Below are 22,632 nucleotides of genomic sequence, written 5' to 3'. Positions count from 1 at the left end.
CTCAGAGGTACATGCCGGTGCGGTGTTCGGATTCGTCGCGGCGGACCGGCTTGTCGCCCTCGCCGAAGAAGCGCTTGCCGCCGAACTCGCCGTGCAGCCGGTCGTCCAACTCGTCGGCGAGCCCGGTCATCACCTGCACGGCCAGCATCAGGTGGGTGGCCTGGAAGTTGCGACCGAAGACGGGGATGGACGCCCAGACCGTGTCGTCCGCGCAGTAGAGGCGGCCGATCGGCATCCGGTTGGTCAGCTCGGAGAGCTTGACGTACAGCCGCTCGGTCGGCTCGACCTCGGTCAGCACCGGCGAGAAGACGTCCACCAGGGGCGGATTGTCGCGGACCCGGACGAACACCATCGCCGAGCCGGCGCGGATGGTGATGTCGCCGTCCGAGTCGATCTGCAACCGGTCGGCGTCGGACTTGAGCATGGTGGAGACGACGGTACGGACCCGCTCCGGCAGGTCCAGCACCTCGTCCGGTGCCGCCTCGGCGGTGGCCGCCTCGGCCAGTGCCTGCTCCAGGTCGGCCTCGACGTCGGAGTCCGGGCCGAACTCGCTGCGGGCGGTACCCAGCGGCTCCACGGTCAGCGACTCACCCTCGGCGTCCTGGATCAGGTAGACGAGGAAGGCTGGGTGCGGTGCGCCGTACACGTCGCGCAGCGTCCGGGCGAGCAGCGCCGCGATCCGGCTCGCCTCCGCGGTCGTACCGTCCAGCCCGAAGAAGCCCTTGGAGCCGGCGACGACCCCGGGCGGCGACCAGCCGAGCGCGACCATGTCGGCCACCGCGGCCCGGTCCAACCGGTAGCCCTGAGGCAGGGTGGCGTTGCCGACCGCCCGCGCCGTGAGCGTGCCGTCCCCGTCCACGTCCACGCTGATCGAGTAGACGGCGTCCCCGGTCCCCGAGGCGGTGGGGTCCAGGGTCAGCTCGACGTGGGCCCCGGCGGGCAGGTCCCGCAGCCGTTCGGCGAGCGCCCGGGCGAACTCGCGCCACGCCTCGGTCACCTTGGCCCGCAGGTCGGCGGTGCTGGGCTCGTCGAGCAGGATCGACTCCGCTGGCTCGGCTGACTGGGCCGACCCGGCTGGCTGAGCCCGGTCGCCGGGCAGCTCACCGTTCGGCGCCGAGGGGTGGTCGGCCGTCATGATCGCCTCCGTCCGTCACGATCACCCTACCCACGCGACCCGGGGGCCCAATCAGCCCGGACCGGGATCGGACACCGGCCCGGTCCGTGGCGGTGACCTCGCCTCGGCGACCGGGAGGCCATCGGGCCGGCGGAGTCCACGCGGCGACCGGGGTGACGGCGACGGCGTGGTTCACGGAGGGACCGGGGTGACCGCGGCGGCGGGACTCAGGGAGCAGCCGGGTCGGCCGGGTCGGCGCCCAGCCCTACCGGCCAGGTGGCCGCCAGCGCGCTGAGCCGGGCGGCGGCGTCCGCCGGGTCGGCGCCCCGGCCCACCGCCACCCCCAGCAGGTACGCGCTCACCGGAGCGCCCGGCCGCAGCACCTGGTGGGCGACGTCCCGGGCCAGGTCGAGCACCATCGGCACCGACACCTCGACCGGGTCCAGGCCGAGCTCGGCGCAGGCCGCCGTGACCCAGTCGTCCATCACCGTCATCGCGCCCACTCCTCCGCCCGGCGTACGTCCTCGTCAGTGTCGCAGTCGAACCACGGCGGCGGGCCGCCACCGGACCACGGCACCTCCCGCACCACGAGGCCGGCAAGCAACCCCCGGACCGGGGCCCCGGCCAGGGTGCCGCCCCGCTCGGCGGCCAGCCGGCCCAGCGCGCCCCGCAGCGCGTCGACCCGCCACACCCCGCAGAGCGACTGCCGCCGCCCGTCGCCGTCGAGGAAGCACGCTCCGTCGGGCCCGTCCACGGTGAGGTGGGTGAGCAGCTCACCGACCGCGTCGCGGGTCAGCAGCGGCAGGTCCGCGGCGAGCAGCGCGACCCCCGTCGTGCCGGGGTCGAGCAGCGCCAACCCGGCGGCGGCCGCCGCGACCGGCCCGCCGCCCGGCGGCTCCTCCCGGGTCACCCGGACGCCCTCGGGCACCGGACCGGCCGGGCCGACCACGATCCGTTGAGTGGCATCGGCGACGGCGGCGAGCACCCGGTCCCGCATCGGCCGCCCGCCGACCGGCAGCGCGGGCTTGTCCACCCCGCCCAGCCGGCGGGCGGCCCCGCCCGCGAGCACCACCGCCGCGTACCTGACCATCTGGTCACGGTAGCCGCGCGGACGTCCCGCCGCCGGCCGCGATCGGAGGGCCGCGCGGCGTGAACAGTGGGCAGGTGGTGGTGCGGGGGTCCGGGGCCGGGTGGAGGATGGCGGGATGGGACGGGCCACTGACCGACGCGGCGTACTCCGGATCGACCTGGACGCGGTGGCCGACGGGCGCGGGTCCGTCCGTCGGCCGGACACCCTCGCGGTGGAGGAGCCGCTGGAGATCCGGGTCGGTGCGGCCGGGCCGGGTCGACGCCGGCCGCTCGCGGTGACCATGCGGACCCCCGGCGACGACCTGGACCTGGCCATCGGCTTCCTGCTGACCGAGGGGCTGATCCGGTCCACCGACGACGTGCTCACCGCGCAGCTCTGCGCCGGCGCGGAGACGCCGAACACGTACAACGTGGTGGACGTGGTGCTCGCCCCCGGCGTGCCGGAACCCACCGTCGACCCATCCCGGAACTTCTACACCACCAGCTCGTGCGGGGTGTGCGGCAAGGCCAGCATCGACGCGGTACGCACCCGGTCGCTGTTCGCAGTCGCCGCGGACCCGCTCACCGTGCCGGCCGCCGTGCTCGCCGAACTGCCCGAGCGACTGCGCGCCGCCCAGCGCGGCTTCGACCGGACCGGCGGGTTGCACGCCGCGGGGCTGTTCACGCCGGCCGGCGAGCTGGTCGTGCTGCGCGAGGACGTGGGCCGGCACAACGCGGTGGACAAGGTGATCGGCTGGGCGGTACGGGAACGCCGGCTGCCGCTTGCCGGGCACCTGCTGCTGGTCTCCGGGCGGGCCAGCTTCGAGCTGACCCAGAAGGCGTGGATGGCCGGCGTGCCGCTGCTGGCGGCGGTCTCCGCGCCGAGCACCCTCGCCGCCGAGCTGGCCGACGAGGCCGGGATGACGCTGGTCGGGTTCCTGCGCGGCCGGACCATGAACGTCTACGCCGGCCCCCAGCGGATCACGGTGGACGAACGGAACGGCGCCTCCGCCCGCTCGCACGACTGACTGCCGCAGCCGGGCCCGCGCCGGGCGGCCCGAGCTGGCCGGCACAGCGCCGCGGTCGCCGGACGCGACCGGTCAGCGGAGGCCTCGGCGGCTGCGCTTCCGTCGGCGAACGACGCCCGGCAGGCCGACCGACGGCCAGCCGTCCAGCTCCGACGGAGGCACACCGCGCCGGAGCAGGTCGTCCAGGAGCACGGCGAGCGAGTAGTCGGGGTGTCGGGCCAGCGCCTGTTCCAGCGCGACCGCGGCCAGCGCGCCCTGCCCCGCCCGCCAGGCGGCGAAGGCCAGCAGGGCGGCCGGCGCGGCGGTCAACTCCGGCTCGGCCCGGCGCAGCACGTCGGTCCAGAGCGCGATGTCGCGGTCCCGACCGTCGGTGCGTTCCCAGGCGTGGTCACGGACCGGCAGGTGGGCCAGGAGCAGGCTCAGCCAGGCCACCTCGTCGTCGTCGAGCCGTTCGCCCCGGCGCTGTCGGCGGTGCGCCTCGCGGACCGCCGCCACCCCGGCGGCCCGCAGCGTCCGGCCGCCCAGCAGGTCGCCGGTGGGCGCCTGCTCGATGAGGTCGGTCAGTCGGCGCCGCGCGCGGCCGGCGGCGGCGCGCAGCGCCACCCGTTCAGGGCCGTCCACCGGCGCCACCTGCGCGACGAGGGCAGCCCGGTCGGGCAGGGCGACCTGACCGGCGAAGATCGCGGAGGCGGTCACCTGGCTGGTCGCCGGGTCGTAGGTGCGCCCCTCGGGTGGGCAGCAGTCCGCCTCGGTGCAGAGGTAGGACCACCAGCGGCCGTCGGTCACCCGCAATGCGTCCAGCACCGCCAGCCCGGCCCCGGCGAGGGCGGTGCGGACGGCGTCCACGCTCGGGGTCACCCGGGCCGCGGCACCGTAGCCGACCACGGTGGCGGAGTCGGCGCCCTGACGCCGGATGACCCCGGCCAGGTGCCGTGCCCGCTCGGTCGGGTCCGCGGCGGGGTCGGTCAGGTCCGCGCGGGCGACGAAGACGATCCGCCGGCCGTGCAGGGCCACCGCCACCACGCTCTCGGCGGGATGGAAGCCGAGCAGGTACGGCACGGCGGCCAACAGGTCGGCGGGCGAGCGGACGGAGAGCCGGGGGCGGTCGGTGTCACTCATGCCGGCAGCCTGCGGTTGGCCGACCGTGCCGCGCTGCCCCTGTGGACGACACGCGCGTCATCCACAGTCACGCTACGTGTTTGCGCTGCTCAGCCCGCATCCACCTTGGTTCCCGCCCCGCCACATCGGGTCGATCTGTTCGGACCGAGGGGTTGTGTCGTGGGGACCGGTTACGGTGCGCTGATGGATCTGGCGTACCTGCGCGCGCACCCCGCGCACCTGCCGACCTTCCTGACCCACCAGCGGATCCGGGAGACGCCGGTGGCCGGCGGTGACATCTGCGCCGCCTCCCGGCTCACCCTCGACGACGGTCACTCCGTCTTCGCGAAGAGCTGGCCGGAGCGGGCCGGCCGGCCGGCGCCGGAGGGCTTCTTCGCCAGCGAGGCGGCCGGGTTGCGGTGGTTGCGGGAGGCGGGCGCGGTGGCCGTACCCGAGGTGATCGTGGCGCTGCCCGACCTGCTGGCGCTCGACTGGGTCGAGCCCGGCGAGCCGACGCCGGAGGCCGCCGAGCGCTTCGGCCGGGAGCTGGCCGACCTGCACCGGGCCGGCGCGCCGGCCTTCGGCGCGACCTGGCCCGGCTTCATCGGTGCGCTCCCCGCCGACAACACCCCCGACGACGGCCCCTGGTCGACCTGGTTCGCCCGGCGTCGGCTCACCCCCTACCTGCGGCGCTCGGTGGACAACGGCGCGTTGCCCGGCCCCGACGGCGCGCAGGTCGAGGAGGTGATCCGCCGGGTGGCCGGCCTCGGTGGCGACGAGCCACCGGCGCGGATCCACGGCGACCTGTGGCCGGGCAACGTGCTGTGGGGCGCCGACGGCCGGGCCTGGCTGGTCGACCCGGCCGCGCACGGCGGGCATCGGGAGACCGACCTCGCCCAGCTGGCGCTCTTCGGCGGGGCGCCGCACCTGGACCGCGTGCTGGCGGCCTACCGGGAGAGCTGGCCGCTGGCTGACGGTTGGCGCGAGCGGGTGCCCCTGCACCAGTTGCACCTCCTGCTCGTGCACACCGCGCTGTTCGGCGGCGCGTACCGCGATGCGGTCGTCCGGGCCGCCCGTGCGGCCCTGGCGGGCGCCGGGCGCGCTACGGTCGACGGGTGAGCGTCGCCCCGCGTACCGACGGCGTCCTCGTCGACCGGTACGGCCGCGTCGCCCGGGACCTGCGCGTCTCCCTGACCGACAAGTGCAACCTGCGCTGCACCTACTGCATGCCGGCCGAGGGGCTGCCCTGGTTGGCCGGCCCCGACCTGCTCAGCGACGACGAGGTCGTCCGGCTGGTCCGGGTCGCCGTGGAGCGGCTGGGTGTGACCGAGGTGCGGTTCACCGGCGGTGAGCCGCTGATCCGGCCGGGCCTGGTCGGCATCGTGGGCGCGGTGGCCGCGCTGGCACCCCGCCCACGCATCTCGCTCACCACCAACGGCATCGGTCTCGACCGGCTCGCCCCGACGCTGCGGGCGGCCGGGCTCGACCGGGTGAACGTCTCGCTGGACACCCTCGACGCGGACCGGTTCACCCGGCTGACCCGCCGTCCCCGGCTGGACGCGGTCCTCGCCGGGCTGGCCGCGGCGGCCGCCGCCGGGCTCAACCCCGTCAAGATCAATTCGGTGCTGATGCGCGGCGTCAACGAGGACGAGGCGCCGGCGCTGCTCCGCTTCGCCGTCGACCACGGCTACGAGCTGCGGATGATCGAGCAGATGCCGCTGGACGCCCAGCACGGCTGGGACCGCAGCACCATGGTCACCGCCGAGGAGATCCTGGCCTCCCTGCGTACCGTCTTCGATCTCACCCCCGACCCCGTCGAACGCGGCGCGGCACCGGCCGAGACTTGGGTGGTCGACGGCGGCCCGGCCCGGGTCGGCGTGATCGCCAGCGTCACCCGACCGTTCTGCGGCGACTGCGACCGCACCCGGCTGACCGCCGACGGCCAGGTCCGCGCCTGCCTCTTCGCCACCGAGGAGTCCGACCTGCGCGGCGCGCTGCGCTCCGGCGCGGACGACGACGAGATCGCCCGGCGCTGGCGCACCGCGATGTGGGGCAAACGCGCCGGGCACGGCATCGACGACCCGACCTTCCTCCAGCCGACCCGACCCATGTCGGCGATCGGGGGCTGACGTGGACCTGACGATCCGCTACTTCGCCGGCGCCCGCGCCGCCGCCGGCCGGCGAGAGGAGACCGCGCCCGCCGGCCGATCGCTGGACGACCTCACCCAGGAGCTGGCCGAACGGCACGGCGGCCGGCTGGCCGACGTGCTACGGGTGGCGAGTTTCCTGGTCGACGGCGTGACCTGTCATGATCGTCAGGCACCCCTGCCGGCCGGGGCCACGATCGACGTCCTGCCCCCCTTCGCGGGCGGCTGAGGGAGGCGCACAGATGTTGGCGGTTCTGGGGTTCGTGGCCGTCCTGGCGCTGATCACCGGTCTGATCCACTTCTATCTGTGGAAGCGCCTGGTCCGCGACACCACCACCCCGGGCCGCTGGCGACGCATCGGCGGGATCGCCGCGCTGGTGCTGGCACTGCTGGTGCCGGCGACCATGGCCGGCACCCAGGCCGGGCTCTACTGGCTGGCCTGGCCCGGTTACCTCTGGCTCGCGCTGATGTTCTACCTGCTGGTCCTGCTCGTCGTGCTGGAAGTGCCCATGCTGGTCACCCGGCTGCTGCTGCGTCGCCGGGTGATCTCCGCCCAGCCGACCACCGCCGCGCCCGAGCCGGTCCTGGTCGGTGCGGCCGGCCCGGCCGAGCCCCCGGCCGCCGACGCGGTCGCGCAGCCGGACCACGACCCGGCCCGCCGGTTGCTGCTGGCCCGTGGGGCGGCGATCTTCGCCGGTCTCACCGCCACCGGCATCACCGGATACGGGATCCGCACCGCACTCGGCCCGCCCCAACTGGACCGGGTGCAGATCCCGCTGGCCAAGCTGCCCCGCGGCATGGACGGCCTGCGCATCGCCACCGTCTCCGACATCCACCTCGGCCCGCTGCGCGGCCGGGCGCACACCGAGCGGATCGTCGCCGCGATCAACCGGCTCGACGCCGACCTGGTCGCGGTCGTCGGCGATCTGGTCGACGGCTCGGTCGCCGAGCTGGGTTCCGCCGCCGCGCCGCTGCGCGACCTGCGCTCCCGGTACGGCAGTTTCTTCGTCACCGGCAACCACGAGTACTACTCCGGCGTGGAGGAGTGGGTGCAGGAGGTGGACCGGCTCGGCCTGCGGGTACTGCAGAACCGGCGTCAGGAGATCCAGGCCCGGGGCGGCGTGCTCGACCTGGCCGGGGTCAACGACGTGTCGGCCGCCGGCACCGGGTTGGCCGCCCCCGCCGACTTCGGCGCCGCCCTCGCCGGCCGCGATCCGAGCCGCCCGGTGGTGCTGCTGGCCCACCAGCCGATCGCCGCGGTCGAGGCCGCGAAGTTCGGCGTCGACCTGCAGCTGTCCGGGCACACCCACGGCGGGCAGATGGTGCCGTTCAACCTGGCGGTCCGGCTGGAGCAGCCGGTGGTCAGCGGGCTGGGCGAGGTCGACGGCACCAAGGTGTACGTGACCAACGGCGCCGGCTTCTGGGGCCCGCCGGTGCGGGTCGGCGCCGAGCCGCAGATCACCCTCGTCGAGCTGCGCTCGGCATAGCGGAGGTCACGTCCGCGCGTGGCGGTGGGTGGCGCGCGCGGCGGGCGTGACAGGATGCGGCGTGCCCCCGTTCAGCGCCGTACCCCCCGGTGGCCTCCGGCCCTTCGTCGCGGACCTGCACATCCACTCGAAGTACTCGCGCGCGTGCAGCCGCGACCTCACCCTGCCGAACCTCGCCTGGTGGGCCCGGCGCAAGGGCATCGCCCTGCTCGGCACCGGAGACTTCACCCACCCGGCCTGGTACGACCACCTGCGGGAAAATCTGCGCCCGGCCGAGCCCGGCCTGTACCGGCTGAGCCCCGAGGCGGAGCGGGAGGTGGCGCGCCGGCTGCCGCCCCGGCTGGCCGGCACGGCGGAGGCGGACCCGGCCCGGTTCATGCTGAGCGTGGAGATCTCCACCATCTACAAGCGGGACGACCGGACCCGCAAGGTGCACCACCTGATCTACCTGCCGGACCTGGACGCGGTGGCCCGGTTCAACACGGCGCTCGGCCGGATCGGCAACCTCGGCTCCGACGGCCGACCGATCCTCGGCCTGGACTCCCGGGACCTGTTGGAGATCACCCTCGAAGCGAGCCCGGACGGCTACCTCGTTCCCGCGCACATCTGGACGCCGTGGTTCTCCGCGCTCGGCTCGAAGTCCGGCTTCGACGCGATCGCCGACTGCTACGCCGACCTCGCCGAGCACATCTTCGCCGTGGAGACCGGCCTCTCCTCCGACCCCGCGATGAACTGGCGGGTCGGCAGCCTGGACCGCTACCAACTGGTCTCCAACTCGGACGCGCACTCCCCGCCGGCGCTGGGCCGGGAGGCGACCGTGCTGACCGCCGAGCGGGACTACTTCGCCGTCCGGGAGGCGCTGCGCACCGGGGACGGCCTGGCCGGAACGATCGAGTTCTTCCCCGAGGAGGGCAAGTACCACGCCGACGGGCACCGGCTCTGCGGCGTGAACTGGTCCCCCGAGCGGACGCGGGCCGCGGGCGGTCGCTGCCCGGAGTGCGGCAAGCCGCTCACCGTCGGCGTGCTCAGCCGGGTGGAGGAACTGGCCGACCGCCCGGAGGGACACCGACCGACGCACGCCCGGGACGTCACCCACCTGGTGCCGCTGGCCGAGATCCTCGGTGAGATCAACAAGGTGGGCGCCCGGTCGAAGAAGGTCGAGGGTCGACTCAACGACCTGCTCGCTGCGCTCGGCCCGGAGCTGGAGATCCTGACCACGACGCCGCTCGCCGACATCGCGCAGGCCGGCGGCGAACTGCTCGCCAAGGGCATCGGGCGGTTGCGCCGCGGCGACGTGCGCCGGGTGCCGGGCTACGACGGCGAGTACGGCGTGATCACCCTCTTCGACCCGGCCGAGTTGGGTGCCGGCGCCGCGACCGCGCAGGAGACGCTGTTCGACGTACCCGTGCCGGCGCAGCGCCGCCCCGCGGAGCCGGCGGCGAAGGCGAAGCGCCCGGCGGCGAAGACCGAGCCGAAGCGGAAGGCGGCCCCCCAGCCGGCCCCGCCGATCGCGCCGCCGCCATCCCCGCACGAGCCGTTCGAGCCGATGCTCGCCGGCATGGAGGAGGTCGGCACCGGGCTGCTGGACCGGTTGGACGCCATGCAGCGGGTGGCCGCCTCCGCGCCCGGCGGTCCGCTGCTGATCGTCGCCGGTCCGGGCACCGGCAAGACCCGGACCCTGACCCACCGGATCGCGTACCTCTGCGCGGAGCTGAACGTCTTCCCCGAGCACTGCCTGGCCATCACCTTCACCCGCCGGGCCGCCGAGGAATTGCGGCACCGCCTCGACGGCCTGCTCGGCCCGGTCGCCGAGGACGTCACCGTGGGCACCTTCCACGCGCTGGGGCTGACCATCCTGCGGGAGAACGCCGAGGCGGCCGGCCTGCCGGCGGACTTCCGGATCGCCGACGACGCCGAGCGGGCCGCAGCCCGGTCCGAGGCGGGCGACGACCCGGCCGGGTACGTGGCGCTGCTGCGCAAGCAGGACCTGGTCGACCTGGACGAGCTGGTGAGCCTGCCGGTGGAGCTGCTGCGGGGCGACCGGAACCTGGTACGGCGGTACCGGGACCGCTGGCAGTGGATCTTCGTGGACGAGTACCAGGACGTCGACGCCGTGCAGTACGAGCTGCTGCGGCTGCTCAGCCCCGCCGACGGCAACCTCTGCGCGATCGGCGACCCGGACCAGGCGATCTACTCGTTCCGTGGTGCGGACGTCGGCTACTTCCTGCGCTTCTCGCAGGACTTCACCGACGCCCGCCTGGTCCGGCTCAACCGCAACTACCGCTCGTCGGCACCGATCCTGGCCGCCGCCGTGCAGGCCATCGCGCCGTCGTCGCTGGTCCGCGGCCGGCGGTTGGACCCGGCCCGGCTCGACCCGGAGGCGCCGCTGGTCGGCCGCTACCCCGCGACGTCCGTCGCGGACGAGGCCGACTTCGTGGTACGCACCGTCGACGAGCTGGTCGGCGGACTGTCCCACCGTTCGCTGGACTCCGGTCGGATCGACGGCCGCGCCACCGCACTGTCGTTCTCCGACATCGCCGTGCTGTACCGCACCGACAGCCAGGCCGCGCCAATCGTGGACGCCCTGACCCGGGCGAACATCCCGGTGCAGAAGCGCTCGCACGACCGGCTGCGTGACCGCCCGGGCGTGGCGGCGATCGCCCGCGAGCTGCGGCACGCCGACGGGCTGGCCGGCTCACTGGCCGCCCGGGTCCGGCTGGCCGGCCAGGTGGTCGCGGACCGGTTCGCGGTGCCCACCCTGGACGCCTCCACCGCGGTACGCCCGGAGGACGTCCGCTCGGCGGTGGACCTGCTCACCCCGCTGGCCCGGCGCTGCGGCGACGACCTGGAGCTGTTCCTGTCCCAGTTGGCCACCGGCGCGGAGGTGGACGCCCTCGACCCGCGCGCCGAGGCGGTCACCCTGCTCACCCTGCACGCCGCGAAGGGCCTCGAGTTCCCGGTGGTCTTCCTGGTCGGCGCCGAGGACGGGCTGCTGCCCCTGCGCTGGCCCGGCTCGACGCCGGACGAGGACGCGATCGCGGAGGAGCGGCGCCTGTTCTTCGTCGGCCTCACCAGGGCGCAGGACCGGCTGTACGTCAGTCACGCCGCGCGCCGTACCCGGCACGGCTCGGAGCGCGACTGCGTACCGTCACCGTTCCTGAACGTCATCGACCCGGGCCTGTTCGAACGCTTCGGCGAGACCGAGCCGCGCCGCCCCAAGGACCGCCAGCTCCGCCTGATCTGACCTGCCACCGGTTCAGCTGAGGAGCACGGCGAGCCACGCGCCGGCGAGCAGCGCCGGCCCGAGCGGCAGCAGGGTGTCCCGGCGTACCCGCCGGGTGGCGAGCAGGACGAGCACCAGCCCACCGTGCAGCAGATGCGGCAGGAGCAGCCCAGCCACCAGGGCATCCCGACCGAGCCAGCCGAGCGGCAGGCCGAGGACGGCGGCGAGCTTCACGTCGCCGAAGCCCAGTCGCGACCCGGGCAGCAGGGCCAGCAGCACGTGCGCCGCGGCGGCGACCACCGCGCCCACCAGCGCGCCGACCAGCCGGCCCGGGGTGCCGACGAGTATCGCCGCGCCGGTCAGGCCGCCGACGGCGAGCGACCCGGCGGTGCCCACCAACGGGTCGGGCAGCCGCAGGCACGCCAGGTCGATCACGGCGAGCACCAGCCCCACCGCCGCCACCGCGAGGAACACCGGCAACGCGGGGTCGTCGCCCAGCGCGACGGCAAGCCCGCCGAACACCACGGCGGCCACCGGCCCGAGCAGCAGCGGGGAGCAGCCCCGGATCGGCGACGGCGGGGTGAAGCGGCGGGCCAGCGCGGGTACGGCGAGGCCGGCCAGCGCACCCAGCAGCACCGCCCACAGCGGTGCACCGGCCGACATGCGCGCGGACGTTACCGGCGCTCGCCCGCCGGCGCGGTCCCCGATCGTGATCCCGCGCCCGGTCGGCGGGGGCGTTCCGTGCTCACCACCAGGGCCACCCCGGCGACGATGACCGCGCCGCCGAGCAGCACCTGCGCGGTGATCGGCTCGGCCACCAGCAGCGCGCCCAGCAGCACCGCGACCGCCGGGTTGACGTAGGCGTACGTGGAGACCAGCGAGATGGGCGCGTGGTGCAGGAGCCAGACGTACGCGGTGAAGGCCACCAGCGAACCGGCCACCATGAGGTAGACCAGCGCGAGCCAGCTTCGGGTGGTGACCTCGGTCGGGTGGAAGCTGCGCAGTTCGCCCCGGCCGACGGCGATGACGGCGAGCGCGACGGCGCCCGCCACCATCTCGTACACCGTGGCGACGAACGGGTCGGCGGGCATGCGGATCCGTCCGGACAGGAAGGATCCGATCGACCAGCAGGTGGCCGCCGCGACCACGGTCAGCGCCCCGGCCAGCGGCACCGCGTTCGCGCCGCCGGTGGGCAGCACCAGCAGGACCAGCCCGGCGAAGCCCAGGGTGACCCCGGCGAACGTCCAGAACCGGGGTCGGTCCCCCGTGGCCGAGCGCAGCAGCACCACCAGCAGCGGCACCGTGGCGACCAGCAGCGCGGCGATCCCGGACGGCACCGCCACCCCGGCCGGCCCGGACTCAGCGAGTACCACCAGGCCGTTGCCGCAGGCGAGCAGCAGCACCCCGACCAGGGCGGCCGAGCCGAGCTGCCGGAGGTCGACCCGGAGCGCTCCCGGGCCGCGGCGCAGCCGCAGCACCACCGCCAGCACCAGGCCGGCGGCGGCGAACCGGGTGGCCGCCGACATCAGCGGCGGCAGCGACTCCACGGCGATCCGGATGGCCAGATAGGTGGAACCCCAGAGGACGTAGACCACGATCAACGCGGTCCAGATCAGGGTCGGGGCAGCCCCGGCGGCGGCCTCGGCGGCCCCTACGGCCGGGCGGGAGGCACTTGGTGGAGGTGAGCTCATCAGTGGTCCACGCTACGGTGGCCTCGGAGTCGGCGTCCCCCATTGGTGGCCGGCCTCTCACCACTCGCGCAGGAGGGGCGTGCATGGCGAACTACGGACCACCGGGTGACGCCTTGCCGGAACCGTGGCGTGGGCGACGGCCCGACGAGCCGTCCGGGCCCAGCGCCGGGGCCGGCGGCTGGGGTGGCGGGCCCCGCGAGCCTGCCGGCGGCGCGGACCAGCAGCCCTATCCTCCGACGGTGGATCCCTATCCACCGGCAACCCGCCCCTATCCGCCGGAAAGTCGGCCCGCCGCCCAGCCGGGCTACAGCGCACAGCAGGGCTACGGCGGACAGCCGGGCTACAGCGCACAGCAGGGCTACGGTGAGCAACCGGGCTACGGCATACAGCAGGGCTACGGCGGGCAACCTGGCTACGGCGGGCAGCCGAGCACGCCCTACGGCGGCGGGCAGCCGGGCACGCCCTACGGCGGCGGACCGGCGGCGACCTACGGCGGCGACCCGTACCAGCCGGGTCCGGCGTCGTACGGTGGCAATCCGTACCGGGACGCCGCGCCGGATCCGTACGCCGGCGACCCGGCGAAGACTCCCGGCAAGCGCGGCCGCGGACCCCTGCTCGCGGTGCTGGCAGTCGTCGTGCTGCTCCTGCTGGCCGGAGGCGGGACGCTGTGGTTCCTCAGCGGGCGGGACGAGCCGGACCCGGTGGCCGCGCCGACGGAGTCCGCGGTCGCCGTGCGGCCGAGCGCGGCGGCGGATGATCCCGCCGCCCCGGCGCCGAGCGAGCCGGCACCGGAGTCCTCGGCCGACCCACGGTTCGTCAAGGTCGGCCAGTGCGTACGGAACGAGAGCGCCACCGGCAGCAAGCCGAAGCTCCTGATCAGCGGCTGTGCCCCCAAGTCGTACGAGGTGCTGCGCCGCATCGACGGCGCGACCAGCGGTGAGAAGGACGCCGAGGCCAAGTGCGCCAAGGTGGCGGGCTACACCAACTGGTACTTCTTCGACAGCGAGTTGGACACCCTCGACTTCGTCCTCTGCCTCAAGCAGCGCTGACGCCACCCACCCTGGGGATGACATGACGACCTACGGATCATCGGGTTCCGGGCAGCCGGACGACCCGTACCAGCGCCCGCCGACCGGCCCCGACGGCCGCCCGCCGGTCGACCCGACGCTGCCGCAGTGGGGTCAGCCGGGTGGGGAACCCCCGACCCAGCCGCAGTGGGGTCAGCCGGGTGGGGAACCCCCGACCCAGCCGCAGTGGGGTCCGCCGCCCGGCGGGGAACCCCCGACCCAGCCGCAGTGGGGCCCGCCGCCCGGCGGCTCCGGCTGGGCCCCGCCGCCCACCTCCGGGGCGGGCTATCCGCCCCCCACCTCCGGTCCCGGGTATCCGCCGCCGCCCGGACCGTTTCCGCCGGCCGGGCCAATCCCGGGCCAGCCGGCCGTGCCGTGGGGCGCGCCGGCGCCGGGCGGGTACGGGATGCCGCCCGCGGCCCCGCCCGTGCGGAAGACCGGTCGCAAGGTCGCACTGATCATCACGCTGGTGGTGCTGCTCCTGCTCTGCCCGTGCCTCGGCCTGGCCGGCTGGGCCGTCTGGAAGGCCGCCGACGACAAGAGCTCGGCACCGTCGCTGAGCGCGCCGACCAACCCGCCGATCCTGCCCGGCGCCGAGCCGACGTCGGCGGCGCCGAGCCCCAGCGAGGACGAAGAGGACGAGTTCGTAAAGGGCGACTGCGTGGTCAACGACGGCACCGAGGACGACGCGGAACTGCGCAAGGTGCCGTGCGGGCCGAAGACCTACCAGGTGCTGCTGCGGATTCCGGCCACCACGGATGGCGACCGGTGCAAGACGCTCGCCCCACAGGCCACCGCCAACTACGTGCACGACAACTCGGTCGACGTGTTCGACTACGTGCTCTGCCTGAAGAAGCGATGAGCCGATAGGCGAAACTAGGGCTGTCTAGCGTGGACGCTAGACAGCCCTAGTTTTTTGTCGACGGTTTCGACACGCCGGTAGTCCCATCTATCCATGTCTAGCCTCGCAGCTAGAGGGCCCGATACTGTGCGATGCGTGGATCCGGTCCGCAACCCGTACGCCCCCGGCGCCGGCCAGCGCCCGCCCGAACTCGCGGGGCGGGGGCGGGAGCTGGACGTCTTCGACATCGTGCTGGAACGCATCGCCCGGGGTCGCCCGGAGCGCAGCCTGATGCTCACCGGGCTGCGCGGCGTCGGCAAGACCGTGCTGCTCAACACCCTCCGCTCCCAGGCGATCAACCGGCTCTGGGGCAGCGGCAAGATCGAGGCGCGTCCCGACCAGTCGCTGCGCCGCCCGGTCGCCGCCGCGCTGCACATGGCGGTCCGCGAGCTGGCTCCCCGGCACCGGGCACCCGACCGGATCGACGCCTTCCTCGGCGTACTCAAGGCGTTCGCCCAGCGTTCCGTCCCCACCGGCCGGGCCGGTGCCGCTCCGAAGCTGCGGGACCGGTGGCAGCCCGGCATCGACGTGCCGGCGGCCAGCGGCCGGGCCGACTCCGGCGACATCGAGATCGACCTGGTCGAGCTGCTCAGCGACGCCGCCGCCGTGGCCAGCGACGTGGGCACCGGCATCGCCATCTTCATCGACGAGATGCAGGACCTCGGCCCGGAGGACGTGTCGGCGCTCTGCGCCGCCTGCCACGAACTGTCCCAGCTCGGCGCGCCACTGATCGTGGTCGGCGCGGGCCTGCCGCACCTGCCGGCCGTGCTCAGCGCGGCCAAGTCGTACTCCGAACGGCTCTTCCGCTACCAGCGCATCGACCGGCTCGACCGGATCGCCGCCGACCAGGCGCTCTGCGCGCCGGCCGAGCGTGAGGAGGTGGAGTACGAGCAGAAGGCGCTCGACCTGCTCTACGAGAAGTCCGGCGGTTATCCGTACTTCGTGCAGGCGTACGGGAAGGCGACCTGGGACCACGCCCCGCGCTCGCCGATCACCGCCGCGGACGTCCGGGTCGCGGCACCCGAGGCCGAGGCCGAACTGGCGGTCGGCTTCTTCGGCTCGCGATTCGAGCGGGCCACCCCGGCGGAACGCGAGTACATGCGTGCGATGGCCACGCTGTCCCTGGTGGAGGTCGACGGCGGCAGCCCGGTCCGGGACGACATGGACGCCGCCGTGCCCACCGCGGAGATCGCCCGAGCCCTCGGCCGCAAGCCGGCCAGCCTCTCCCCGGCCCGCGACGCACTGATCAAGAAGGGGCTCATCTACTCGGGCGAGCGCGGCACGGTGGCCTTCACCGTTCCGCACTTCGGCCGGTACCTGCGCACCCAGCCGGCCTGATCGACACCCGGAAGGGTCGCCGTCGGGCCCGCGTCGTCAGACCCGGGACCAGGGCGCCGGAAAGAGCACCTCACCGCGCGGTGGTGGACCCTCGCCGCTGGTCGACGGCGGCAGGACCAGCGCCTGCCACGGCTCACCGAGCCCGGACCACGGGCTGGTCAGGCCCAGCTCGTCGGCCCGACCGAAGCCGAACCGGCGGTAGAAGGCGGGATCACCGAGGACGACGACCAGTCGCTCGCCCAGCTCGGTGGCCGCGTCGATGGCGGCCTGCACCACCGCGCTGCCGTGCCCGACCCGCTGCCGGTGTGGCGCGACGGCCACCGGGCCCAGCGCCAGCGCCGGCACGTCGGTTCCCCGCTCCGGTCGAACCCGGACCCGGGTGAGCAGCGCGTACGCCACCACCTCGCCGCCGTACTCGGCGACCATGGCCAGCTCCGGCAGCCAGGCCGCGCTGCCGCGCAGCTCGTCGACCAGCCTCACCTCGGCCGGTGTCGCCACGTCCGGCCGGGCGAACGCCGCCGCCAGCACCCGACGGACCGGCGCGGTGTCGGCCTGGTCTTCGGGTCGGAGCCGCAGCGAGGTCACCCGCGCGACGTTACCTGGCCGGGTCGGTCCATCCGCGACGGTCGCTCGAATCGGCGTGGCGTGGCGTCCACGTTCACCGATCCGGATCGGCGGTTGCCGGGGTAGCGACGGTCGCGACGGGGTATGACTGATCCATGACGCCCGTACGCTCCCTAGCCCGCGCCATGCTGAGCGGCATCTTCGTGGTCAGCGGGTACCGCAACTTCGTCAACCCGACGCGGTTGGCCCCGGCGGCCAAACCGGTCACGGATCGGATGGCACCGCTTCTGCGGAAGGCGCACCCGAGCATCCCCACCGAGACGGAGCAGCTGATCCGGATCAACTCGGCGGTGCAACTGGGCGCCGGGCTGATGCTCGCCACCGGGCGACTGACCCGACCCGCCGCGCTGGCCCTCGCCGGCACGCTGGTGCCGGTGACCATCGCCGGCCATCCGTTCTGGAAGAACGACGACCCGATGGCGCGGAACAACAACCAGATCCACGTCCTGAAGAACCTCGGCCTCCTCGGCGGTCTGCTGCTCGCCGCAGCCGACACCCAGGGCAAGCCCGGTCTTCGCTGGCGGACCGGTCACCGCATCGGTCACTCTCGACGTTCCGTGCAGCGCGCCGTCCGTACCGCCAAGCGGGAGGCCCGGATCGCCGTCCGATCCGCCGCCACCGCGCGGCGACTCCCCGGTTGACCTGCGTCGATCCTCCCCTCCGCTGCTCCCACCCCCGCTAAAACCGCGAATTACCTGAACCGCCCGGTAGGCGTTAACGCGGTTGAAATGTCAAAAACATGTGTGGGATCGGACACGGTCGCATAACGCGGGAGGCACTGACGTGAGGCGCCGTTCTAGGCTCCGTGCAGGACCTGGACGGATAGGACGACCTTGGTACGGGGGTGGCCACGCCATGCCGGCGACTGTCGGTAGACGGGCGGACCGCCTCGCCCCAGGTCAGCGCGTGACGCGTGGGATCGATCGCAGGACAGTGGTACGGGTCGGCATCGTGGCCGCCGTCGCCTACGCCGCATGGCTCGCCATCGGTGCCTTCGGGCGGCCGTACAACTTCTTCGACATGAAGATCTACCACGGCGCGGTGGTGTGGTGGGCGAGCGGTCACGAGCTCTACGAGTTCATCGCGCCCGGCACCACCCTGGGGTTCACCTACCCACCCTTCGCCGGTCTGGTGATGCTGCCGATGGCCCAGCTACCGGTCGACGCGGCCGGGATGGTCAACGCCCTGGCCAGCATCGCCGCGCTGGCCCTGGTGCTGGCCGGGCTGCTGCGCCCGATCGTCGACCGGCTGGCCTGGCCGCTGTGGTTCGCCGTGGCCGTCGCCGTCCCTCTGGCGGTCGCCATTGAACCGGGCCGCGAGACCCTCGGCTACGGCCAGGTCAACCTGCTGCTGTTCGCGCTGATCATGGCCGACCTGATCGGTCTGCGCTGGCGCTCCCGCCGGGGCACCCACTACGCCGCCACCGACGGCCCGCTGCTGCGCTTCCTCTACGGCGGCGCTTGGGCCGGCGCTGGCATCGGCCTGGCCACCGCGGTCAAGCTCACCCCCGCGCTGTTCATCGCCTACCTGCTGATCACCCGCCAGTGGCGGGTGGCGGCCACCGCCATCGGCACGGCGATCGGCGTGACGCTGGGCAGCTTCGCGCTGGTCGGCACCGAGTCGAGGGCGTACTTCGGCAGCGTGCTCTGGCAGACGGAGCGGGTCGGCGCGGCGGACATGACGCCGAACCAGTCGCTCGCCGGCCTGCTGGCCCGGCTCTACGACTCGATCGAGACGCCCGGGCTGCTCTGGTTCGCCTTCTCGGTGCTGGTCCTGGCACTGGGTCTGTCCCGGGCGGCCAGCGCCCGCGCCGACGGCGACGAGCTGACCGCGTTCACCCTGGTCGGTCTCACCGCCAACGTGATCAGCCCGATCTCGTGGACGCACCACCTGGTCTTCGTGATCCCGGCGATCATCGTGCTGGCCGACGCCGCGATCCGCCGCCGGGAGGCCAGCCGGGGGCTGACGCAGCGCACCGGCCAGGGCCCGGGGTACGGGGGGCTGCCCGCGGTCAACGGGCTGCGTCCACCGATCTGGTACCCGACGCTGACCGGTCTGCGGCACGGCGTCGCCGCGGGCGGGCTCTACCTGCTCTTTCTGATCTCGCCGATCTGGCCGTACGAGCACCAACTGCCCGAGGTGTCGCACTACCAGGACGGGCTCTTCGGCGCGCTGATGGAGAATTCCCTCGCGCTCGCGCTGATCGTGCTCGTCGCCGCGCTGCCCTGGCGGCCGGGCGCCGAGCCCGCGTTCTACGGTGACCGACTGGCCCGGGCCGTGCTGGTGAACGGCCGCCGCTGAGCCGTCAGGGGCAGTTGACCCACTCGTCGGTGCCGTCGGCGAACACCTGCCGCTTCCAGATGGGCAGCCGCGCCTTGACCTCGTCCACCAGCCGGGCGCACGCCGCGAACGCGGCCGCCCGGTGCGCCGTGCTGACCGCGGCGACCAGCGCCACGTCGCCGATCCCGAGCGGGCCCACCCGGTGCGACACCGCCACCGCGTAGACGTCGGGTTCGGCGGCGATCTCGGCGGCCACCTCGCGCAGCACCTGCGCCGCGCTCGGGTGCCCCTCGTACTCCAGGCTCACCACCGGGCGGCCGTGGTCGTGGTCGCGGACGACACCCTGGAAGGAGACCACCGCGCCGGCGCGCCGGTCGGCGACCGCAGCCTCGTGCGCAGCCCGGTCGAGCGGCTGGTCGGTGACCTCGCCGAAGGTGAACGCCGGGGCGGTCACGAGCGCTCCCCGGGCAGCAGCGGAAGCGGCACCACCGGCACCCGGTCACCGGGCTCACCGGTGGTGCCCGGCCGGATCACCGCGAACCCGTCGGCGCCGGCCAGACCGCGCAGCATCGCGGAGCCGACATGCCGCACCGGGTGGGCGGTGCCGGCGGCCCGGTCGAGTCGGACCAGCGCCAAATGGGTGTGGTCGCCGCGCCCGGGCACCCGCTCGGCCAGGGTCGCGTGCGGCAGCGCCGGCATCGGCCGGCCCTGGAGACCGGCGAGCAGCGGCGCGACCAGGGACACCAGCGCGACGATGGCGGACTGCGGGTTGCCCGGCAGGCCGGCGACGAACCGGACCCGCCCGTCGGCGCCCGCCAGCCGGGCCAGCAGCATCGGGAAGCCCGGCCGGACCGCGACCGTGTTGACCACGTAGTCGGCGCCGAGCGCCTCGAGGGCGGGGTGCAGGTGGTCGACTGGCCCGTGCATGGTGCCGCCGGTGGTGCAGACCAGGTCGGTGTTGGCCAGCGCCGCGCGCAACGCCGCCACGTGCGCGGGCAGCGTGTCGGCCACCGGGCCGACCACGTCGGAGGGGCGGACCTGGCAGCCGTACCGGCGTAGCCAGGCTGGCACCGCCGGCCCGAGCGCGTCACGGACCCGGCCGGTCGCGGGCGGGCCGGCGGTGAGCAGCTCGTCGCCGAAGACCAGCAGCGCGGCGCGCGGCGCGCGGCGCACCCGCAGCGTGTCGTGGCCGCAGGACGCGGCCAGGCCGATCACCGCCGGGTCGACGGGCGTGCCCGTCGGGAGCAGTTCCTCACCGGCGGACGCCTCCTCACCCGGCTGACGCCACTCCGGCGTCTCCCGGGGGGTGCCGCTGACCAGGCCCTCGCTGGTGCGCGACTCCTCGACGCGCAGCACCGCGGTGGTGCCCTCCGGCACCATGGCACCGGTGGCGATCTCGACGGTCGTGCCGTCCTCGGTCAGCGGTGCCGGGGTGTTGCCGGCCAGCACCCGCCCGACCACGCGCCAGGGGCCGGCACCGCGCACCGCCCAGCCGTCCACGCTGGAGGTGGGGAAGGCCGGCAGGTCGGTGCGGGTGGTCAGCGGCTCGGCGAGGGTGTGCCCGTCGGTGTCGGCCAGCGGCCGGGCGGCGGCGGGGAGCGCGGCGGCCAGGCCGACCGCGTACACCCGGGAGCGGGCCTCCTCCCAGCCCGCCGGCGGGGGCGCGACGGCCCGATCGGCGGCGGGTGCGGTTTCCGTGCTCACCGGCCGAGCCTATCGGGACCGACCGACACTCGCCGGGCCTGGGCGCGGACCGGTCAGTGGTCGCCGCCGCGGAGCTGGTCGACGGTGTGCGCGAGGATCGGCCCGAGCACCGCGAGCCCGTCGCGGGCGCCACCGGTCGAGCCGGGCAGGTTGACCACCAGCATCCGGTCGACCACCCCGGCCAGGCCGCGGGAGAGCACCGCGGTGGGCACCCGATCGCGGCTGTACGCGCGGATCGCCTCGGCGATGCCGGGGATCTCGTAGTCGAGCAGCCCCCGGGTCACGTCCGGGGTGCGGTCCGACGGGGTGACGCCCGTGCCACCACTGGTCAACACCACGTCGACGCCGTCGGTGACGGCGGCGCGCAGCGCGGCACCGACCGGATCGCCGTCGGGCACCACCACCGGCTCGTCGACCTCGCAGCCCAGCTCGCGCAGGCCGGCGACGAGCAGCGGACCGCTGGTGTCGGCGTAGACGCCGGCGGCCGCCCGGTTGGAGGCGACGATCACCCGGGCCCGGATCACGGCCGGTCCTCCGGGCGGACCCACTCGCCGGTCTTGCCGCCCTCCTTGCGTAGCACCCGGACCGCCTCCACCGAGGCCGCCGGGTCGACCGCCTTGACCATGTCGACCAGGGCGAGACCAGCGACCGCGACCGCCGTCAGCGCCTCCATCTCCACCCCCGTCCGGTCGGCCGTGCGGGCGGTGGCGGTGATCTCGACGGTGTCGACGGTCAGCGCCAGGTCGACGGTGACACCGTGCAGGGCGATCGGGTGGCAGAGCGGGATCAGCTCCGGCGTGCGCTTGGCGCCCATGATGCCGGCCAGCCGGCCGACGGCCAGCGCGTCGCCCTTGGGCAGGCCGTCGCGGTGCAGCAGGTCGATGACCTCGGGCGTCGTCCGTAGCCGGCCGGCGGCCACGGCCAGACGGCCGGTCACCGCCTTGGCGGAAACGTCGACCATGCGGGCCGCGCCGGCGCGGTCGACGTGGCTGAGCTGCGCAGGTTCGGTCACGGCCGTGAGCCTATCGGTGCGGTACGAGGTGCTCACTCCGCCGGCGGCGCTCGAAGGGAGCCAGCGACGATTTCAGCAGTCTCACCGCCTGCCTGAACTGGCCGAGCAAGACGTTCGACGGGTCCATACGGAGAGCCCGCTCGACGAGGAACCACACGTCGTGGTGCTCGCGCCCGAAATGGACCAGGTCGATTCGTTACGGCTCGAGTTGCAGTCGGTAACCATTCCGTTGCCAGCTCAGCAGACGCCGACCCGATTCACTGGATTCGAACATACGTCGGAGATTCGCCACGCAGGTGCGGGCATTGGGCACGGCGAACCGGGGGTCCACCTGCCACAGCTCGTTCGTCGGACGAGCGACTTCGACGGGCTGACCGGAGACACGGCCAGCTTCGCTAGGACCGCCTGCCGCTTCGGCGTCCCGAGATGCAACTTGACGCCCGCAAGACGCACCTCAAGGCCACTCAGGACCCTGATCTCCAACCGGGCCCCGATTCCGCATCTGTGGGTGCTCGGACGATCACTTCAGGAAACATTAACGTTGTGTGGAATTTGAACCAATCTCGTTGACCGCACCCTGCGACCGGGTCTGACCTGGGCTGGAAGCAGGCATTCGTCCGACCGGGCGAACGCTGGGTCCGAACTCCGGATGAGACTTGGGCGTTCGGCCGTCAGACTGACCGAGGAACGTCGGAGTGTTGTCGATAGCCTCTTTCGGCAGCGCTCGCAACATGCTCACGCGCAGCTTGAACAGTTCGACCGCGCTCCGCTCAGGAGTCATGGACAGAACGTCACAAAACCCTCGGTCTTGGCTAATGTTGCGCATACCGACATTTATTGCTGCTAACCG

The 22,632-nt window shown here is 74.1% G+C and carries 22 protein-coding genes; 11 read left to right on the top strand and 11 right to left on the bottom strand.

Going from position 1 to position 22,632, the window contains the following annotated elements; genetic code table 11:
- Position 1: 1 nt before the first annotated feature.
- The 3 genes from ACFOW4_RS11500 to ACFOW4_RS11490 all read right to left on the bottom strand — a co-directional run bounded on the left by ACFOW4_RS11500 (position 2) and on the right by ACFOW4_RS11490 (position 2,204).
- Positions 2–1,135 (bottom strand): hypothetical protein, encoded by a 1,134-nt coding sequence (locus ACFOW4_RS11500; RefSeq protein ID WP_377526943.1) that lies wholly within the window; start codon positions 1,133–1,135, stop codon positions 2–4.
- Positions 1,136–1,341: 206 nt separating this feature from the next.
- Positions 1,342–1,608, bottom strand: coding sequence for a DUF6457 domain-containing protein (locus ACFOW4_RS11495; protein ID WP_377526942.1), 267 nt, complete (start codon positions 1,606–1,608; stop codon positions 1,342–1,344).
- On the bottom strand, positions 1,605–2,204 hold the full coding sequence (locus ACFOW4_RS11490) for a molybdenum cofactor guanylyltransferase (protein WP_377526940.1): 600 nt from the start codon (positions 2,202–2,204) through the stop codon (positions 1,605–1,607). Before ACFOW4_RS11490 ends, ACFOW4_RS11495 begins: the two co-directional genes overlap by 4 nt.
- A 115-nt stretch (positions 2,205–2,319) precedes the next feature.
- On the opposite strand from ACFOW4_RS11490, the gene fdhD reads away from it, so the two are divergent.
- Positions 2,320–3,210: a formate dehydrogenase accessory sulfurtransferase FdhD gene (gene fdhD / locus ACFOW4_RS11485; RefSeq protein ID WP_377526939.1), complete on the top strand. Its 891-nt coding sequence runs from the start codon at positions 2,320–2,322 to the stop codon at positions 3,208–3,210.
- Between the two features lie 72 nt (positions 3,211–3,282).
- Here the strand turns inward: fdhD and ACFOW4_RS11480 are convergent, their stop codons facing one another.
- Positions 3,283–4,329, bottom strand: a complete 1,047-nt coding sequence (locus ACFOW4_RS11480) for a DUF4192 domain-containing protein (RefSeq protein WP_377526937.1) — start codon at positions 4,327–4,329, stop codon at positions 3,283–3,285.
- Between the two features lie 183 nt (positions 4,330–4,512).
- On the opposite strand from ACFOW4_RS11480, the gene ACFOW4_RS11475 reads away from it, so the two are divergent.
- The 5 genes from ACFOW4_RS11475 to ACFOW4_RS11455 all read left to right on the top strand — a co-directional run bounded on the left by ACFOW4_RS11475 (position 4,513) and on the right by ACFOW4_RS11455 (position 11,186).
- A complete protein-coding gene (locus ACFOW4_RS11475) occupies positions 4,513–5,427 on the top strand; it encodes a fructosamine kinase family protein (protein ID WP_377526936.1) in 915 nt (304 codons plus the stop codon).
- The gene (gene moaA, locus ACFOW4_RS11470) at positions 5,424–6,437 is read left to right on the top strand and encodes a GTP 3',8-cyclase MoaA (protein WP_377526934.1); all 1,014 of its coding nucleotides are present in this window, start codon (positions 5,424–5,426) and stop codon (positions 6,435–6,437) included. The genes ACFOW4_RS11475 and moaA overlap by 4 nt, the downstream gene beginning before the upstream one ends.
- A 1-nt stretch (position 6,438) precedes the next feature.
- Positions 6,439–6,684, top strand: coding sequence for a MoaD/ThiS family protein (locus ACFOW4_RS11465; protein ID WP_377526932.1), 246 nt, complete (start codon positions 6,439–6,441; stop codon positions 6,682–6,684).
- 13 nt (positions 6,685–6,697) lie between these two features.
- Entirely contained in the window at positions 6,698–7,942 is a 1,245-nt protein-coding gene (locus tag ACFOW4_RS11460; RefSeq protein ID WP_377526931.1) for a metallophosphoesterase, read from the top strand.
- A 61-nt stretch (positions 7,943–8,003) separates the two neighbouring features.
- Positions 8,004–11,186 (top strand): UvrD-helicase domain-containing protein, encoded by a 3,183-nt coding sequence (locus ACFOW4_RS11455; protein WP_377526929.1) that lies wholly within the window; start codon positions 8,004–8,006, stop codon positions 11,184–11,186.
- Positions 11,187–11,198: 12 nt separating this feature from the next.
- On the opposite strand, the gene ACFOW4_RS11450 is transcribed toward ACFOW4_RS11455, so the two are convergent.
- The gene (locus tag ACFOW4_RS11450; protein ID WP_377526928.1) at positions 11,199–11,828 is read right to left on the bottom strand and encodes a prepilin peptidase; all 630 of its coding nucleotides are present in this window, start codon (positions 11,826–11,828) and stop codon (positions 11,199–11,201) included.
- Between the two features lie 11 nt (positions 11,829–11,839).
- Entirely contained in the window at positions 11,840–12,856 is a 1,017-nt protein-coding gene (locus tag ACFOW4_RS11445; RefSeq protein ID WP_377526926.1) for an EamA family transporter, read from the bottom strand.
- A gap of 611 nt (positions 12,857–13,467) precedes the next feature.
- Here ACFOW4_RS11445 and ACFOW4_RS11440 point away from each other — a divergent pair.
- The 3 genes from ACFOW4_RS11440 (at position 13,468) to ACFOW4_RS11430 (ending at position 16,162) form a co-directional block, all read left to right on the top strand.
- Positions 13,468–13,905 (top strand): hypothetical protein, encoded by a 438-nt coding sequence (locus ACFOW4_RS11440; RefSeq protein ID WP_377527081.1) that lies wholly within the window; start codon positions 13,468–13,470, stop codon positions 13,903–13,905.
- A gap of 472 nt (positions 13,906–14,377) precedes the next feature.
- Complete coding sequence (locus ACFOW4_RS11435) at positions 14,378–14,785, top strand: hypothetical protein (protein ID WP_377527080.1); 408 nt, start codon at positions 14,378–14,380, stop codon at positions 14,783–14,785.
- 135 nt (positions 14,786–14,920) lie between these two features.
- The gene (locus ACFOW4_RS11430; protein WP_377526925.1) at positions 14,921–16,162 is read left to right on the top strand and encodes an AAA family ATPase; all 1,242 of its coding nucleotides are present in this window, start codon (positions 14,921–14,923) and stop codon (positions 16,160–16,162) included.
- 36 nt (positions 16,163–16,198) lie between these two features.
- Here the strand turns inward: ACFOW4_RS11430 and ACFOW4_RS11425 are convergent, their stop codons facing one another.
- Positions 16,199–16,747: a GNAT family N-acetyltransferase gene (locus ACFOW4_RS11425; RefSeq protein WP_377526923.1), complete on the bottom strand. Its 549-nt coding sequence runs from the start codon at positions 16,745–16,747 to the stop codon at positions 16,199–16,201.
- Positions 16,748–16,881: 134 nt separating this feature from the next.
- On the opposite strand from ACFOW4_RS11425, the gene ACFOW4_RS11420 reads away from it, so the two are divergent.
- Both ACFOW4_RS11420 and ACFOW4_RS11415 read left to right on the top strand, forming a co-directional pair.
- Positions 16,882–17,427: a DoxX family protein gene (locus tag ACFOW4_RS11420; protein WP_377526922.1), complete on the top strand. Its 546-nt coding sequence runs from the start codon at positions 16,882–16,884 to the stop codon at positions 17,425–17,427.
- Between the two features lie 214 nt (positions 17,428–17,641).
- The gene (locus ACFOW4_RS11415) at positions 17,642–19,087 is read left to right on the top strand and encodes a glycosyltransferase 87 family protein (RefSeq protein ID WP_377526920.1); all 1,446 of its coding nucleotides are present in this window, start codon (positions 17,642–17,644) and stop codon (positions 19,085–19,087) included.
- A gap of 4 nt (positions 19,088–19,091) precedes the next feature.
- Here ACFOW4_RS11415 and ACFOW4_RS11410 read toward each other — a convergent pair whose 3' ends face one another.
- The 4 genes from ACFOW4_RS11410 to moaC are packed head-to-tail and all read right to left on the bottom strand — an operon-like array spanning position 19,092 to position 21,782.
- A complete protein-coding gene (locus ACFOW4_RS11410) occupies positions 19,092–19,520 on the bottom strand; it encodes a molybdenum cofactor biosynthesis protein MoaE (protein ID WP_377526918.1) in 429 nt (142 codons plus the stop codon).
- On the bottom strand, positions 19,517–20,770 hold the full coding sequence (locus ACFOW4_RS11405; protein ID WP_377526916.1) for a molybdopterin molybdotransferase MoeA: 1,254 nt from the start codon (positions 20,768–20,770) through the stop codon (positions 19,517–19,519). Before ACFOW4_RS11405 ends, ACFOW4_RS11410 begins: the two co-directional genes overlap by 4 nt.
- Positions 20,771–20,823: 53 nt before the next feature.
- Positions 20,824–21,294: a molybdenum cofactor biosynthesis protein B gene (locus tag ACFOW4_RS11400; protein ID WP_377526915.1), complete on the bottom strand. Its 471-nt coding sequence runs from the start codon at positions 21,292–21,294 to the stop codon at positions 20,824–20,826.
- A complete protein-coding gene (gene moaC, locus ACFOW4_RS11395) occupies positions 21,291–21,782 on the bottom strand; it encodes a cyclic pyranopterin monophosphate synthase MoaC (protein ID WP_377526913.1) in 492 nt (163 codons plus the stop codon). The genes ACFOW4_RS11400 and moaC overlap by 4 nt, the downstream gene beginning before the upstream one ends.
- Positions 21,783–22,632 lie beyond the last annotated feature (850 nt).

The sequence above is a fragment of the Micromonospora sp. GCM10011542 genome (genome assembly GCF_042650685.1).
Taxonomy (GTDB): Bacteria; Actinomycetota; Actinomycetes; order Mycobacteriales; family Micromonosporaceae; genus Micromonospora.
This window is presented reverse-complemented; position numbering and strand designations above follow the sequence as displayed.

Bases quoted from the DNA above. Each gene is read 5' to 3' on its own strand.
- ACFOW4_RS11495 (WP_377526942.1), bottom strand. From the start codon at position 1,608: ATGACGGTGATGGACGACTGGGTCACGGCGGCCTGCGCCGAGCTCGGC.
- ACFOW4_RS11415 (WP_377526920.1), top strand. From the start codon at position 17,642: ATGCCGGCGACTGTCGGTAGACGGGCGGACCGCCTCGCCCCAGGTCAG.
- fdhD (WP_377526939.1), top strand. From the start codon at position 2,320: ATGGGACGGGCCACTGACCGACGCGGCGTACTCCGGATCGACCTGGAC.
- ACFOW4_RS11460 (WP_377526931.1), top strand. From the start codon at position 6,698: ATGTTGGCGGTTCTGGGGTTCGTGGCCGTCCTGGCGCTGATCACCGGT.
- ACFOW4_RS11420 (WP_377526922.1), top strand. From the start codon at position 16,882: ATGACGCCCGTACGCTCCCTAGCCCGCGCCATGCTGAGCGGCATCTTC.
- ACFOW4_RS11490 (WP_377526940.1), bottom strand. From the start codon at position 2,204: ATGGTCAGGTACGCGGCGGTGGTGCTCGCGGGCGGGGCCGCCCGCCGG.
- ACFOW4_RS11480 (WP_377526937.1), bottom strand. From the start codon at position 4,329: ATGAGTGACACCGACCGCCCCCGGCTCTCCGTCCGCTCGCCCGCCGAC.
- ACFOW4_RS11445 (WP_377526926.1), bottom strand. From the start codon at position 12,856: ATGAGCTCACCTCCACCAAGTGCCTCCCGCCCGGCCGTAGGGGCCGCC.
- ACFOW4_RS11500 (WP_377526943.1), bottom strand. From the start codon at position 1,135: ATGACGGCCGACCACCCCTCGGCGCCGAACGGTGAGCTGCCCGGCGAC.
- ACFOW4_RS11475 (WP_377526936.1), top strand. From the start codon at position 4,513: ATGGATCTGGCGTACCTGCGCGCGCACCCCGCGCACCTGCCGACCTTC.
- ACFOW4_RS11450 (WP_377526928.1), bottom strand. From the start codon at position 11,828: ATGTCGGCCGGTGCACCGCTGTGGGCGGTGCTGCTGGGTGCGCTGGCC.